Source organism: Micromonospora sp. WMMD956 (genome assembly GCF_029626125.1).
Classification (GTDB): domain Bacteria; phylum Actinomycetota; class Actinomycetes; order Mycobacteriales; family Micromonosporaceae; genus Micromonospora; species Micromonospora carbonacea.
Window position 1 is genome coordinate 1,372,977 of record NZ_JARUBI010000005.1, and the last position, 13,948, is coordinate 1,386,924.

At 73.5% G+C, this 13,948-nt stretch carries 13 protein-coding genes; 8 read left to right on the forward strand and 5 right to left on the reverse strand.

The window, feature by feature from the left end; translation table 11 throughout:
- Positions 1-267: 267 nt before the first annotated feature.
- Entirely contained in the window at positions 268-1,770 is a 1,503-nt protein-coding gene (locus O7628_RS06310; RefSeq protein WP_278129026.1) for an aldehyde dehydrogenase family protein, read from the forward strand.
- Between the two features lie 41 nt (positions 1,771-1,811).
- On the opposite strand, the gene nucS is transcribed toward O7628_RS06310, so the two are convergent.
- Entirely contained in the window at positions 1,812-2,471 is a 660-nt protein-coding gene (gene nucS, locus O7628_RS06315; RefSeq protein ID WP_043966085.1) for an endonuclease NucS, read from the reverse strand.
- Between the two features lie 71 nt (positions 2,472-2,542).
- On the opposite strand from nucS, the gene O7628_RS06320 reads away from it, so the two are divergent.
- Positions 2,543-3,160 (forward strand): DUF4126 domain-containing protein, encoded by a 618-nt coding sequence (locus O7628_RS06320; RefSeq protein ID WP_278129028.1) that lies wholly within the window; start codon positions 2,543-2,545, stop codon positions 3,158-3,160.
- 83 nt (positions 3,161-3,243) lie between these two features.
- Here the strand turns inward: O7628_RS06320 and O7628_RS06325 are convergent, their stop codons facing one another.
- Positions 3,244-3,837 (reverse strand): hypothetical protein, encoded by a 594-nt coding sequence (locus O7628_RS06325; protein WP_278127502.1) that lies wholly within the window; start codon positions 3,835-3,837, stop codon positions 3,244-3,246.
- 609 nt (positions 3,838-4,446) lie between these two features.
- On the opposite strand from O7628_RS06325, the gene O7628_RS06330 reads away from it, so the two are divergent.
- Together O7628_RS06330 and O7628_RS06335 are read left to right on the forward strand one after the other, a co-directional pair.
- Positions 4,447-5,442 (forward strand): polysaccharide deacetylase family protein, encoded by a 996-nt coding sequence (locus tag O7628_RS06330; RefSeq protein ID WP_278129030.1) that lies wholly within the window; start codon positions 4,447-4,449, stop codon positions 5,440-5,442.
- 94 nt (positions 5,443-5,536) lie between these two features.
- Complete coding sequence (locus tag O7628_RS06335) at positions 5,537-5,833, forward strand: DUF1540 domain-containing protein (RefSeq protein ID WP_043966077.1); 297 nt, start codon at positions 5,537-5,539, stop codon at positions 5,831-5,833.
- Positions 5,834-5,918: 85 nt separating this feature from the next.
- Here the strand turns inward: O7628_RS06335 and O7628_RS06340 are convergent, their stop codons facing one another.
- A complete protein-coding gene (locus tag O7628_RS06340) occupies positions 5,919-7,922 on the reverse strand; it encodes a protein meaA (RefSeq protein ID WP_278129032.1) in 2,004 nt (667 codons plus the stop codon).
- A 96-nt stretch (positions 7,923-8,018) separates the two neighbouring features.
- Here O7628_RS06340 and O7628_RS06345 point away from each other — a divergent pair, with 96 nt between their 5' ends.
- From O7628_RS06345 to O7628_RS06355, 3 genes are all read left to right on the forward strand, one after another.
- Complete coding sequence (locus O7628_RS06345; protein ID WP_278129033.1) at positions 8,019-8,867, forward strand: ABC transporter ATP-binding protein; 849 nt, start codon at positions 8,019-8,021, stop codon at positions 8,865-8,867.
- Positions 8,864-9,712, forward strand: a complete 849-nt coding sequence (locus tag O7628_RS06350) for an ABC transporter permease (RefSeq protein ID WP_074472780.1) — start codon at positions 8,864-8,866, stop codon at positions 9,710-9,712. The genes O7628_RS06345 and O7628_RS06350 overlap by 4 nt, the downstream gene beginning before the upstream one ends.
- Before the next feature lie 126 nt (positions 9,713-9,838).
- Entirely contained in the window at positions 9,839-10,642 is an 804-nt protein-coding gene (locus O7628_RS06355) for an alpha/beta hydrolase-fold protein (protein WP_278129036.1), read from the forward strand.
- A 62-nt stretch (positions 10,643-10,704) separates the two neighbouring features.
- Here the strand turns inward: O7628_RS06355 and O7628_RS06360 are convergent, their stop codons facing one another.
- Together O7628_RS06360 and murA are read right to left on the reverse strand one after the other, a co-directional pair.
- On the reverse strand, positions 10,705-11,553 hold the full coding sequence (locus O7628_RS06360; protein ID WP_043966069.1) for a 3-hydroxyacyl-CoA dehydrogenase family protein: 849 nt from the start codon (positions 11,551-11,553) through the stop codon (positions 10,705-10,707).
- 174 nt (positions 11,554-11,727) lie between these two features.
- Positions 11,728-13,164 (reverse strand): UDP-N-acetylglucosamine 1-carboxyvinyltransferase, encoded by a 1,437-nt coding sequence (gene murA, locus O7628_RS06365; RefSeq protein WP_074472778.1) that lies wholly within the window; start codon positions 13,162-13,164, stop codon positions 11,728-11,730.
- Here murA and O7628_RS06370 point away from each other — a divergent pair.
- Positions 13,163-13,735 carry a cob(I)yrinic acid a,c-diamide adenosyltransferase gene (locus tag O7628_RS06370; RefSeq protein ID WP_077938546.1) on the forward strand — a complete coding sequence of 191 codons (573 nt, stop codon included), beginning with the start codon at positions 13,163-13,165 and terminating at the stop codon, positions 13,733-13,735. The two genes, murA and O7628_RS06370, sit on opposite strands and share 2 nt — an antisense overlap.
- The last annotated feature ends 213 nt before the right edge of the window (positions 13,736-13,948 follow it).

Consider the following 13,948-nt stretch of genomic DNA (forward strand, 5'->3'; position numbering starts at 1 on the left):
TGTCCGGCGTCAGCCTGCCAGCACACCGCATCGATGCCCACCACCGCCCGGACACCTCCCGGTCCCCGGGCGGACAACTCCCGTTAGCCGGTTCGGCTTTCGCCGGTGGCGCGCCAGGGCCGTTGGTCCCGTGCCGAAAACCGACTCCCGGGCCCGCCGGCACCACCCGAGGGCCCCGCCACCAGGCCCGTTGGCCCCGCGCCGGGGTCGGCGTACGGGCCATCCGAACACCTACCGACGAGTAGCTTCGGGGTCTACACTTCCGCCATGACGGCTGTGCGTGCCCCGGGTGCCCCGATCATCTCAGACGGCCGGCTGGTCTCCACCAGCCCCGCCACCGGGGCCGAGGTCGGTCGACTGCCCGTCGCCGCCGGGGACGACGTCACGCGCGCGGTCGCGCGGGCCCGCGAGGCGGCCGGCTGGTGGGCGGGGCTCGGCTTCACCGGCCGCCGGGAGCGGCTGCTGCGCTGGCGGGGTGTCCTCGCCCGGCGGATCGAGGAGCTGGCCGAGCTGATGCACGCCGAGGGCGGCAAGCCCGTCCCGGACGCGATCGTCGAGGTCCTCACCGCCATCGAGCACATCGACTGGGCCGCCCGCAACGCCGGCCGGGTGCTGCGCCCGCGCCGCGTGCGCTCCCGGCTCATCCTGGCCGAGTTCACCGGCCACCTCGAATACCAGCCGTACGGGGTGGTCGGCGTCATCGGCCCGTGGAACTACCCGGTCTTCACCCCGGTCGGCTCCGCCGCGTACGCGCTCGCCGCCGGCAACACGGTCGTGCTGAAGCCCAGCGAATACACCCCCGTCGTCGGCCAGTGGCTGGTCGACAGCCTCGCCGAGGTGGTGCCCGAGCAGCCCGTCCTCACCGCCGTGCACGGCCTCGGCGACGTCGGCGCGGCCCTGTGCCGATCCGGGGTCGACAAGCTGGCCTTCACCGGCTCGACGGCCACCGCCAAGAAGGTGATGGCCGCGTGCGCCGAGACGCTCACTCCGGTCCTGCTGGAGGCGGGCGGCAAGGACGCGATGATCGTCGACAGCGACGCCGACCTCGACGCCGCCGCCGAGGCGTGCGTCTGGGGCGGGCTCACCAACGCCGGCCAGACCTGCATCGGCATCGAGCGGGTCTACGCCGTCGAGCCCGTCTTCGACGCGTTCGTCGGCAAGGTCGTCGAGCGGGCCGGGCGGCTGACCGTCGGCGCCGACGGGGCCGACATCGGGCCGATCACCATGCCCGGTCAGCTCGACGTGATCCGCCGGCACATCGACGACGCGCTGGCCCGGGGCGGGAAGGCGGTCCTCGGCGGCGCCGAGGCGGTGCAGCCGCCCTACGTGCGGCCGACCATCCTGGTCGACGTGCCGGAGGACTCGCTCGCCGTCCGCGAGGAGACCTTCGGCCCGACGCTGACCATCAACCGGGTCCGCGACGCCGAGGAGGCCGTCACCCGCGCCAACGCGCTCCCGTACGGCCTGGGGGGTTCGGTCTTCGGCCGGCGGCGGGCCGTGGCCATCGCGCGGCGGCTGCGCTCGGGGATGGCCGCGGTGAACTCCACCCTGACGTTCGCGGGCATGTCCACCCTGCCGTTCGGCGGGGTCGGCGAGTCCGGATTCGGCCGCATCCACGGCGAGGACGGGCTGCGCGAGTTCGGCCGCCCCAAGGCCGTCACGCGCCGCCGGGCCCGGTCGCTGCTGCCGGCGATGACCTTCGAGCGCACCCCCGCCGACGTCGCCCGCCTGGTCAAGGTCACCAAGCTGCTGTACGGCCGCCGGCGCTGACCCGGCCGCCGGGTGACTCCCGCCGGGCGGGCGGTGAGCGCTCAGAACAGGGTCAGCTCGTCGCGCTCGATCCCGCGCAGCTTGTCGTAGTCGACGACCACGCACCGGATGCCCCGGTCCGTGGCCAGCACCCGGGCCTGCGGCTTGATCTCCTGGGCGGCGAAGACGCCGGTGACCGGGGCGAGCAGGGGGTCGCGGTTCATCAGTTCGAGGTAGCGGGTGAGCTGCTCCACCCCGTCGATCTCGCCGCGCCGCTTCACCTCGACGGCGACGGCGCCGAGGTCGGCGTCCCGGCAGAGCAGGTCCACCGGCCCGATCGCCGTCATGTACTCCCGGCGCACCAGCGTGTAGCCCTCGCCCAGCGCCGTCGGGTTGGCCGCCAGCAGCTCCTGGAGGTGCGCCTCGACGCCGTCCTTGCGCAGCCCGGGGTCGACGCCCAGCTCGTACGAGGTGTCCTGGAAGACCTCCTCCAGGGTGATCCGCAGCTCCTCGCCGGCCTTGTTGACCACCCGCCACACGCCGGGGGCCTCCTCCAGCCGGCAGGGCGGACTCATCCAGTTCAACGGCTTGTACGCCCGGTCGTCGGCGTGGATCGACACCGACCCGTCCGCCTTCACCATCAATAGGCGCGTGGCCAACGGCAGATGTGCCGAGAGCCGTCCGACGTAGTCCACCGAGCACTTCGCAATCACCAGCCGCACCCGGAGAGGGTAGCCCAGACGCCGGTGTCCACCGCCGAGCGGCACTGGCGCGCCGGTGCCATGCTGAGACGGTGTTCGAAGTCCTCACGGGTACCGGGCTGGCCGCGTCGGCCGGCCTGAACGCCTACATACCCCTGCTGACCATGGGACTGCTCGCCCGCTACACCGACCTGATCGACCTGCCCGGCGGCTGGCAGTGGCTCGGCAACGGCTGGGTCGTCGCCATCCTCGCGGTGCTGCTCGCCGTCGAGGTCGTCGCCGACAAGGTGCCGGTGCTCGACCACGTCAACGACGTCGTACAGACCGTGGTCCGGCCGACCGCCGGCGGCCTGGCCTTCGGCGCGGGCGCCACCTCCGAGACGGTCACCGTGAGCGACCCGGGCAGCTTCTTCTCGTCCAACGACTGGGTGCCGGTGGTCACCGGCGTGCTCATCGCGCTCGGCGTCCACCTGCTCAAGTCCGCCGCCCGCCCGGTGATCAACGCGACCACCGCCGGATTCGGCGCGCCGGTGGCCAGCACCGCCGAGGACGCCACCAGCGTCGTCATGTCCCTGGTGGCGATCATCCTGCCGGTGCTGGTGCTGGCCTTCCTGCTCGGCCTGGCCGCCTTCACCGTCTGGTTCCTGCGCCGCCGCCGGGGCCGCCGCCGCGAACGCCAGGCCGCCCGCGCCGCCGGCTACCGCGTCTGATCCGGTACGCCCCACGCAACCAGCCACCGGCCGGGCCCCGTCATCGGGGCCCGGCCGGTGGCTGGTTGTGGCTGGTTGTGGTGTCAGCTGTTGTTCCAGTGCTGGGTGACGAGGTCGGCGGCCTGCTGTTCCCACTGCGCGTAGGCGTCGGGGTAGGCGGAGACCTGGACGGTCTGGGCGGCGTCGGTCAGGGCCATGTTCTGCCAGCCGTCGACCTGTCGCAGGCCCTTGAGGAATGCTGTCGTCGCGTACTCGGGGTCGGTGATCTGTTCGGGGGTGCCCCAGCCGCTGGAGGGGCGCTGTTGGAACAGGCCGAGGGAGTCGTGGTCGTTGCGGTCGCCGAGGTGGCCCAGGTTCTGCAGCTTCGACTCCTGCAACGCGGTGCCGATGGAGATGACCGCGGCCCGCTCGTCGAGGCCGGCCTTCTTGGTGGCGGCGATGATGGCCTTGACGTTGGCGGTCTGCTCCGGGTCGAGGTGGATGCGGGACTGGGTGCCCTGCACGCCGTGGGGGATGAGCTTCCCGGCGTCCACGCCGCTGGACTGGGTGGTGGTGGCGACGGGCCGCGCGTCACCGGTGTCGGTGGTGGTGTGGTGGAGGGGGCCGGCGGCGAGGCCACCGGCGAAGGCGAGTCCGGCGATGCCCAGGACGCTCTTGCGCAGGATGGTCGTGTTCATGGGGGGTGACTCCAATCGGGGGGTCGGCACACCCTCACGCCCCGAACGGGGGTGGTGTGGGGGTGTGCGAGCACCACGTCGAGGCGCCCGAACAACGAACAAAAGGGGGAAAGACGAGCGGGGGAAGGGGACCGGGGCGGCTGCCATCAGTGGTGGTGCCGGCCCGGGTCCAGGTGTAACGACCGGCGACCCGCGCCCATTCCCGGCGACCGGCCACCACCCCTGGGGGCGGGGGGCTGCTGGGTCGGGGGGTCTGGTGGGTGCTGCTTCGGTCGTGCGTCAGGTGTAACGACCCCGACCCCGTCGAGATTCCGGCCCACGGGTGCCGCCGGCCACCCCACCCCCGGGCCCACGCCCGGGCCGGGTGCCGGCCTCGACGCCCACGCCCCGCACCACGCCCCGCACCCACGCCCCACGCCCACCCCGCCTCGCCGAGTCGGACAATCCGCCCATCCCGGTGGGGGCGTGACGGGATGCCAGGCAGGTGGGGGCATCAACGGGGCGGGATACCGCCGTCTCCCCGACATCCCAACGGACGGCGCAGCCCCGACGGCACGGCCCCGGTGGGGTGGGGCAGCCGACGGGCAGCCGCCAAGAGATCATCTCCCGGTGCCCGCACAGACCTCTCGCGTACCACTGATCGCGACGCTCGCCGCCCTGGCGGGCGTCGCCGTCCTCCTCGTCGCGCCCGCGCCGTCGGACGCTCCCGGCCGGGCCGCCATCGGCCGGGTGCCCACGGCCGCGACACCCCCCGCCGCCGACGGGGAGGACCGGCCCGGCCAGGGGACGAACCGCCCGACCCCGCCGGTGTCGGCATCGGGGCGACCGGGAGGCCCCTCGCGGCCGGAACGGGACGGGCGGGCCGACGAGCCCGGCGCGGAGCCCTCCGCCACGGCCCGCCCGGGCGCGAGCCGCACCGACCGGCGGCCCCCGGTGGTCGACCACGGGCCGCGCGTCGGCAATCTGGTGGCGTTGACCTTCGACGCGGACATGACGGACGCCATGCGGTACCAGCTGCGCAGCGGGGCGGTGCGGTCGTACGCGAACCTGGCGATCATCGACCTGCTGGAGCGGGAGCGGGTGCCGGCCACCTTCTTCCTGACCGGCAAGTGGGTCGAGGAGTACCCCGGGGTGACCCGTCGCCTGGCCGCCAATCCGCGCTTCGAGCTGGCCAACCACACGTACGGCCATCTCGCCTTCACCGCCGACTGCTACCAGTTGCCGACGATCCCCCGGCAGCGGATGGCCGCCGACGTGGCCAGGACGTTCGACGTGATCGCCCCGTACGGCGGCCGGCAGACCCGCTACTTCCGTTTCCCCGGGCTGTGCCACGACCGCACCGCGCTGGCCGAACTCGCCCCGCTGGGCGTGACCGTGGTGGACGGGGACGTCGTCAGCGGGGACCCGTTCGCGAAGTCCTGGCGGCCGGTCGTCGACGCGGTGCTGTCCCGGGTGCGTCCCGGCTCGGTCGTCGTCCTGCACGTCACCGAGGCGAACGCCCCCATGACCGACGAGGCGCTGCCGCGCATCCTGGCCGGGCTCGCCGAGTTGGGCCTGCGGCCGGCCCCGCTCTCCGAGGTGCTGGGGGCGACGCCGGCCGGGTGACCCGGTCGCGGCCGGCCGGGATGACCGATCCGCAACGACAAAACCGACAAAAAACTAATATAGGGGGAGATTCGAGAACCCAGAGGAGGTCGTCATGACTACGGCGATGGAGATGCCCCGCGTCCAGGAATGCGTGGTCGCAGCCTGCGCCTACAACCACACCGGCGACTGCCACGCGTTCGCCATCACGATCGGCAGCACCGATCACGCGCACTGCCACACGTTCGTCGAGATGCCCGTCCGGGGCGGCATCGACACGATGATCGCCCAGGTCGGCGCGTGTCAGCGCTCGGACTGCCGGCACAACGCCGACCTGGAGTGTCACGCTCCGGCGATCCGCGTCGGGCCGGACAACGACATGGCCGACTGCATGACCTACGCCAGCCGCTGACCGCTCAGGCCGGCCGCTGACCGCTGCCGGCAGGTGTTAACAGGGGCCCCCTGCACAACGAAAAGCGTTAACAGGGGGCCCTTCCTTACAAGCCGTTGGCGTGGCGGACCACGGTGACCATCTCGTCGACGATGCCGGTCAGCGCGAAGTCCCTCGGCGTGAAGACCCGGGCGACGCCGGCCGCCCGCAGCGCGTCGGCGTCGCCGGCCGGGATGATGCCGCCGACCACCACCGGCAGGTCGCCCCGGCCGGCGGCGCGCAGGCCGTCCAGCACCGCCGGCACGACGGCCAGGTGCGAGCCGGAGAGCACGGACAGGCCGACGAGGTCGACGTCCTCCTCCACGGCGGCGGCGACGATCTGGCCGGCGGTCAGCCGGATCCCCTGGTAGATCACCTCGAACCCGGCGTCGCGGGCGCGCACGGCGATCTGCTCGGCCCCGTTGGAGTGCCCGTCGAGGCCGGGCTTGCCGACCAGCAGCCGCAGCCGGCCGCCGCCCAACTCCCGGCCGGTCACGGCGACCCGCTCCCGCACGGCGGCCAGCGTCGCGTCGCCGCCCGCCCCGGCACCGCCGGCCAGCCCGGTCGGCGCGCGGTACTCGCCGAAGACCCGCCGCAGCGCGCCGGCCCACTCTCCGGTGGTCACCCCGGCCCGCACGCACTCCAGCGTCGCCGGCATCAGGTTGGCGGTGGTCGCGGCGTCCGCGCGCAGCCGTTCCAGTGCCGCGTCGACCGCCGCGCCGTCACGCCCGGCCCGCCAGTCGCGTACGGCGGTCACGGCCGCCGCCTCCGCCGCCGGGTCGACCTGCTCGATCGACCCGGCGCCGGCCATGGTCAGCGGCGACGGCTCGGTCCCGGTGAACCGGTTGACGCCCACCACCGTGTCCGCGCCGGACTCCAGCCGGCGGCGGCGCTCGGCGAGCGAGGCGACCAGCGCGCTCTTGAGGTATCCGGACTCGACGGCGGCCACCACGCCGCCCATCCCCAGCACCTTCTCCAGTTCGGCCCGCGCCCCGGCGACGATCCCGTCGACCAGCGCGGTCATCACGTGCGAGCCGGCGAACAGGTCCGGATATTCCAGCAGGTCCGACTCGTACGCGAGGACCTGCTGCATCCGCAGCGACCACTGCTGGTCGAAGGGGCGGGGCAGGCCCAGCGCCTCGTTCCAGGCCGGGAGCTGCACGGCGCGGGCGCGGGCGTCCCGGGAGAGGGTGACGCCGAGCATCTCCAGCACGATGCGCTGGACGTTGTTCTCCGGCTGGGCCTCGGTCAGCCCGAGCGAGTTGACCTGCACCCCGTACCGGAAGCGGCGCTGCCCGGGGTCGGTCACGCCGTAGCGCTCGCGGGTGATCTCGTCCCAGAGCGCGCCGAACGCGCGCATCTTGGCGGTCTCCTCGACGAACCGCACCCCGGCATTGACGAAGAACGAGACCCGGGCGACGACGTCGCCCATCCGCCCGGGCGGCACCTGGCCGCAGTCGCGCACCGCGTCGAGGACGGCGACGGCGGTGGCGAGGGCGAAGCCGACCTCCTGCACTGGCGTCGCCCCGGCCTCCTGGAGGTGGTAGGAGCAGATGTTCACCGGGTTCCACCGGGGCATCCGGAGCAGCGCGTACGCGACCAGGTCGGCGGTGAGCCGCAGCGACGCCGCCGGCGGGAAGATGTACGTGCCCCGGGACAGGTACTCCTTGATGATGTCGTTCTGCGTGGTGCCGGCGCAGCGGGCCAGCTCCGCCCCCTGCTCGGCGGCGACCGTGCCGTAGAGGGCGAGCAGCCACATGGCCGGCGCGTTGATCGTCATGGACGTGTTCGTGTCGGCCAGCGGGATGCCGTCGAAGAGGGCCCGCATGTCGCCGAGGTTCGCCACGGGCACCCCGACCCGGCCGACCTCGCCGGCCGCGAGCTCGTGGTCGGGGTCGTATCCGGTCTGGGTGGGCAGGTCGAAGGCGACCGACAGGCCGGTCTGCCCCTTGGCCAGGTTGCGATGGAAGAGGGCGTTGCTCGCGGCGGCCGAGGAGTGGCCGGCATAGGTGCGCATCAGCCAGGGGCGGTCGCGCTCGGGCAGCCGGCCGGCGGGGGCCTTCTCGTCCATTTCCGGAGTTTAAGTTACCGCTCAGTAGAACGGGTTGTGCAAAACCACACAGGCCCGCCTGCCCGCCCGTCCCGCCCAGGTCGCACACTTGACGGCATGGATGACGAGCTGGCGATCTCCGTCCGGGGGCTGCGCAAGGCGTACGGCGACAACGTCGCGGTGGCGGGCGTGGACCTCGACGTCCGGCGGGGCGAGGTGTTCGCGCTCCTCGGCCCGAACGGGGCGGGCAAGACCACCACGGTGGAGATCCTGGAGGGCTACCGGCGGCGCGACTCCGGCGAGGTCCGGGTGCTGGGCAGCGACCCCGCCGACCCCACCCCGGACTGGCGCTCCCGGGTCGGCATCGTGCTCCAGGGCACCGGCGAGTTCGACGAGCTGACCGTCGGCGAGGTGGTCCGGCACTTCTCGGGCTTCTATCCCGACGCCGACGACCCGGCGAAGGTCGTCGAGCGGGTCGGCCTCGGCGCGAAGGCGAAGGCCCGCACGCACACCCTCTCGGGCGGGCAGAAGCGCCGCCTCGACGTGGCGCTGGGCATCATCGGCTGCCCCGAGCTGCTCTTCCTCGACGAGCCGACCACCGGGTTCGACCCGGAGGCGCGGCGCGAGTTCTGGGAGCTGATCCGGGACCTGGCCGCCGCCGGCACCACCATCGTGCTGACCACCCACTACCTCGACGAGGCCGAGGCGCTCGCCGACCGGGTCGGGGTGATCGCCGCCGGACGGGTGATCGAGGTGGCCCCGCCGAAGCTGCTGGGCAACCGCCAGGAGTCCCTGGCGACGGTCTCCTGGCGTACCCCCGACGGGGTGCCGGAGAGCGCGGAGAGCGCGACGCCGACGGCCCTGGTCGCCGAGCTGGCCGCGCGCTACGGCGGCGAGGTCCCCGGCCTCACGGTGACCCGGCCGACCCTGGAAGACGTCTACCTGACCATGATCGGACACCGATGACGACCACGACGAAGCCGGCGGCCCCGGCCACCGCCGCCGCGCCCGCCCGCCGGCCGGGCGCGGGCACGCTCGCCCTGCGCCAGGGCCGGCTGGAGATCACCCAGTTCCTGCGCAGCCGGGAGTCCGTCGTGTTCACGATGGGCTTCCCGATCATCATGATCCTGATCTTCGCGGCCATCTTCAGCGACGAGATCGCCCCCGGGGTGAGCTACACGCAGTACTTCATCACCGGCATGATCGCGACCGGCCTGATGACGGTCAGCTTCCAGAACCTGGGCATCTGGATCCCGATCGAGCGGGACCGGGGGGTGCTGAAGCGCTACCGGGGCACGCCGATGCCGAAGTGGGTGTGGTTCGCCGGCAAGGTGATCATGGTGGTGGCGGTCGGCGTCGCCGAGACCGCCCTGCTGCTCGCCGTCTCGGTCGCCCTGTTCGACCTGGAACTGCCCGGCACGGCCGGCAGGTGGCTCACCTTCGGCTGGGTCTCCGTCCTCGGGGTCACCGCGTGCACCCTGTGCGGCATCGCGATCTCGTCGCTGGCCCGCACGGCGCGCAGCGGCTCGGCCGTGGTCACCCCGGTCGCCCTCGTCCTCCAGTTCATCTCCGGCGTCTTCTTCGTCTTCACCAACCTGCCCTCCTGGATGCAGCAGGTGGCGGCGCTGTTCCCGCTGAAGTGGATGTGCCAGGGCCTGCGCTCGGTCTTCCTGCCCGACGGCTTCGGCGCGCAGGAGCCGGGCGGCTCGTTCGAGCTGGGCCGGGTCGCCCTCGTGCTGGGCCTGTGGTGCGTGATCGGCCTGGTCCTGTGCCTGACCACCTTCCGCTGGACGACGAAGCGCGACGGCTGAGGCGGTGCAAGGAAGGGCCCCCTGTTAACGCATTCGGTAGAGCGGGGTACCCCGCTCACCGCCGATCCCCACCCGCGCGCCGAACGCGGGGCAGCCGATGCGGGGCGGGGCTGGGAGACTGTGCCGGTGGTGGCGCGACTGAGTCGGCGCGGGGTGCTGATGGCCGGGGCCGGCGCGGCGGTGCTCGCCGTGGGCGGTGGCGTGGCGGCCCGGGAGGCGACCCGCCCCCGCCCGGGGCCGGCCCCCGAGCTGCCGGACGCCCCGGCCGGCGACGAGCGGCTGCTCCGGCGGGAGTCGGCGGCCCGGGGCCGTACCGTCGACTTCTGGACGGCCGTGCCCGCCGGCCACGGCGACGGGCGGGGGCTGCCGGTCTGCCTGGTGTTGCACGGCGCGTCGGCCACCCCGCGCGACTACGCGCGCTTCGGTCTCGCCCGGTTCCTCACCGACGCCGTGCGCCGCGGCGCGCCGCCGTTCGTCCTCGCCGGGGCGACCGGCGGCCGGCTCTCCTGGCGACCCTCGGGGGCCGACGACCCGCAGCGGATGGTGCGCGAGGAGGTGCCGGCCTGGTGCGCCGAGCGCGGCTTCGACGTCGCCCGGGTCGCCGCCTGGGGCTGGTCGATGGGCGGCTTCGGGTCGCTGCTGCTCGCCGAGACCTTCCCCGGCTGGCTGCGCGCGGTGGCCGCCTTCTCCCCCGCCGTACGCGACGGGGACGCCGTCTTCACCGGCGCGGCCCGGCTGCGCGGCACCCCGGTCGGGCTCTGGTGCGGCCGGCAGGACGGGCTGCTACGCGAGGTGCAGGCGCTGGCCCGCGCCCTGCCCGAGCCCCCGGTCCGGGAAGAGTACGCCGACGGCCGGCACGACTTCACCTACTGGGGGCGGGTCGTCCCGGACGCCTTCGCCCTGCTGGGCGCCGCCCTCGCCCGCCCCTGACGCCGCCCCGCCGCAGGGGGCCGGCCCGCAGGCGAGCGCACCTGCGGGCCACGCCGCAACCGTCAGTACGTGTAGAAGCCCTTGCCCGTCTTGCGCCCCAGGTCACCGGCGGTGACCATCCGCTGGAGCAGCTCCGGCGGGAAGAACTTCTCGTCGGCCGTGTCGGTGTAGATGTTCTTCGAGGCGTGCATGAGCACGTCGACGCCGGTCAGGTCGGTGGTCGCCAGCGGCCCCATCGCGTGCCCGAAGCCGAGCTTGCAGGCGGTGTCCAGGTCCTCGGCCGACACCACGCCGGACTCGACCAGCTTGACCGCCTCGACGACCAGCGCGGCGATCAGCCGGGTGGTGACGAAGCCGGCGATGTCCCGGTTCACCACGACGACGGTCTTGCCGATCTCCTCGGCGAACGCCCTCGCGGTGGCCAGGGTCTCGTCGCTGGTCTTGTAGCCCCGGACCAGCTCGCACAGCTTCATCATCGGCACCGGCGAGAAGAAGTGCGTGCCGACGACCGACTCTGGGCGCTCGGTGACGGCGGCGATCTGGGTGACCGGGATGGCCGAGGTGTTGGTGGCGAGCACCGCGTCGGCCCTGCAGAGCTTGTCCAGGGCCCGGAAGACCTCCTGCTTGATCTCCAGCCGCTCGAAGACCGCCTCGACGACGATGTCCGCGTCGGCCACCGCCTCCAGGTCGGTCGTCGGGGTGATCCGGCCGAGCGCGGCGTCCACCTCGCCCGGCTCGATCTTGCCCTTCTCGGCGAACTTCTCCAGCGACTTCCGGATGCCGGCCAGTCCGCGGCCGGTGGCCGCGTCGTCCAGGTCCCGCAGCGTCACCTGCCATCCCGCCTGCGCCGCCACCTGGGCGATGCCCGAGCCCATCAGCCCGGCCCCGACAACTGCGAGTCGACCCGCCATCTGCTTCTCCCTCGCCTGAATGAGTGCCTGGCAGCACCCTAGCGGCGACACTGAACGAAGACTAAGCCGAGGGCCGCGCGGCGCGCAGGCTGGGACGGGGGCGCCCGACGCGCGCCGGGGCGCGGGCCGCCGGGCACAGGCCGCGCGGCGCGCGCCGGGCCCGTCCGCGCGCGCTCAGATCTCCAGGGCCGGTTCCTCCGGTACGCTGCCCCGCTCGACCTCCACGCCGAGCGCCCGCAGGTCGGCGACGAAGTCCGGGTAGCCACGGTCGACGTGGTGCACGTGCGAGACCTCGGTGACCCCGTCCGCGCAGAGCCCGGCGATGATCAGCCCCGCGCCGGCCCGGATGTCGGTGGCCCGCACGGGCGCGCCGGAGAGCCGGTCCCGGCCCCGCACGACGGCGTGGTGCCCGTCGGTCTTGATGTCCGCGCCGAGCCGCATCATCTCGTTGGCGAACATGAACCGGCCGTCGAAGATGTTCTCGGTGATCAGGGACGCGCCGTCGCTCACCGCCGCGAGGCCGATCGCCATCGGCAGCAGGTCCGTGGCGAACCCCGGGTACGGCAGGGTGACCACGTCGACGGACGTGGGCCGCTCGTCCATCCGTACCCGGAAGGCGTCGCCCCGGGTCTCCACCAGGCCGCCGGCGCAGACCAGCTTGTCCAGCGCGACCTCCAGGAAGCCCGGGTCGATGCCGGTGACGGTGACGTCCCCCCGGGTCATCGCGGCGGCGAACGCCCAGGTCCCGGCGACGATGCGGTCCCCCACCGTGGCATGCCGCACCGGCCGCAGCTCGGGCACCCCGTCGATGTGCAGGGTGGAGGTGCCCTCCCCCTCGATGCGCGCGCCCATCCGGATCAGCATCGAGCAGATGTCGACGATCTCCGGCTCCCGGGCCGCGTTGTCGATCACCGTCGTGCCCTGGGCCAGCACGGCGGCCATCACCAGGTTCTCGGTGGCACCGACGCTGGGGAAGTCGAGGACGATGTCCGCGCCGTGCAGGCCGTCCGGGGCGGCGGCGATGACGAAGCCGTGCTCGCCGGAGATGTCCGCGCCCATCCGGGTCAGCCCGGCGACGTGCATGTCCAGCCCCCGGGAGCCGATGGCGTCCCCGCCGGGGTGGGCCACCCGGACGTACCCCCGGCGGGCCAGCAGCGGGCCCAGCACGCAGATGGACGCGCGCAGCCGGCGCACGAGGTCGTAGTCGGCCTCCGCGCCGGGCAGCTCGGGCACGTCGATGGTGACCGACCGGGACCGGGCCACGCCGCCCCGGGCCACCATCGGATCGACCGGCTCGTCGGCGTCGAAGCGGACGCCGCAGCCCAGCCGGCGCAGCACCTCGCCCATGATGGCGATGTCGGTGATGCGCGGGACGTTGGTGATCACGGTGCGGCCGGGGGCGAGCAGCGCGGCGGCCATCAGCTTGAGGGCCGAGTTCTTCGCCCCGACCACGTGCACCGTGCCGGCGAGGCGGGCGTCACCGGCGACGCGGATGACGTCGACGTCGTTGACCGCCGGGTCGCCGGCGTCGCCGGGGCCGAGCCCGGCGGGGCGCGCCGGGGCCGGTCGGGCGGGGATCGTCAGGTCCGGTATCCGTAGGCTGTGCGTCATGGCCGTCCACCTCACGCGCATCTACACCAAGGCCGGCGACGCCGGCATGACCAGGCTGAGCAACAACGAGCAGGTGCCCAAGACCGATCCGCGGATCGCCGCGTACGCGGACGTGGACGAGTGCAACGCCGCGATCGGCGTCGCGCTCGCCCTCGGCCAGCTCGACGACGAGTTGCGGGCGGTGCTCGGGTCGATCCAGAACGACATGTTCGACGTGGGCGCCGACCTGTCCACGCCGGTGGAGCCGGACCCGAAGTATCCGCCGCTGCGGGTCACCGAGGAGTACGTGGAGCGGCTCGAAGGATGGTGCGACGAGTTCAACGCACGCCTGGGCAAGCTCGACTCCTTCATCCTCCCCGGCGGCACCGCGGGAGCGGCGCTGCTGCACGTGGCACGGACGATCGCCCGGCGGGCCGAGCGGGCGGCGTGGGCACTGGTCGCGCACGACCCCGACCGGACCAGCACCCTCCCGGCAAAGTATCTCAACCGGCTCTCCGATCTGCTCTTCATCCTGTCAAGAACGGCGAATCCGGCGGGCGACGTGCTATGGGTCCCGGGCGGCCAACGCTGACCCGTCTCCCCCGCGGGTGATCGGGCCGCCAGCCGCTCACCAGCGGGCCCACCCGGTCGGCTGGGCCCGCCCACCACGGGCCGGCAGAGTCCCCGCCCCTGCCCACCCGAAACCCACCCCGCCCCCGGCGCGCCCCCGACCACCGCGATCTTGCACTTGCGGCCCTCGGGATGCGCCTTTTGCCCCGTTCGCCGGGGCCCAAAGTGCAAGATC